Origin of the sequence: Pseudomonas sp. R62 (assembly GCF_000257605.1) — a bacterium.
Taxonomy (GTDB): Bacteria; Pseudomonadota; Gammaproteobacteria; order Pseudomonadales; family Pseudomonadaceae; genus Aquipseudomonas; species Aquipseudomonas atacamensis.
In genome coordinates this window covers 1-545 of sequence record NZ_AHZM01000976.1, presented here as the reverse complement: position 1 = coordinate 545, position 545 = coordinate 1, and the positions used below count along the sequence as shown (strand labels likewise).

At 65.3% G+C, this 545-nt stretch carries 1 protein-coding gene; it reads left to right on the top strand.

Going from position 1 to position 545, the window contains the following annotated elements; all coding sequences use genetic code 11:
* Positions 1–545, top strand: a 545-nt coding sequence (locus tag OQK_RS01425) for an anthranilate synthase component I family protein (RefSeq protein ID WP_016770779.1), incomplete at both ends; no start/stop codon positions are given.

Genomic DNA, 545 nt, shown 5'->3' with positions numbered 1-545 from the left:
GTTTCGTCAGAGTCAGCCAGCGTCAGGTTGAAACCCGTCCGATCAAGGGCACCCGCCCTCGCGGCCTGACCCCAGCCGAGGACGCGGCCAACGCCGCCGAACTCTTGGCGAGCCCCAAGGACCGCGCAGAAAACCTGATGATCGTCGACCTGCTGCGCAACGACCTCGGGCGCACCTGCCGCATCGGCTCGGTGCGGGTGCCGGAGTTGTTCAGTCTGGAAAGCTATCCGAACGTGCATCACCTGGTCAGCAGCGTGACCGGTGAACTGGCGGCGGATCGTGATGCGCTGGACCTGATCGCTGGCAGCTTCCCCGGCGGCTCGATCACCGGCGCACCGAAGATTCGGGCGATGCAGATCATTGACGAGCTGGAACCGACCCGGCGCGGTCTGTATTGCGGCTCGTTGCTGTACCTGGACGTGCGCGGCGAGATGGACAGCTCCATCGCCATTCGCAGTCTGCTGGTCAAGGATGGTCAGGTGTGCTGCTGGGGCGGCGGCGGGATCGTCGCCGATTCGGACTGGCAGGCGGAGTATCAGGAGTCG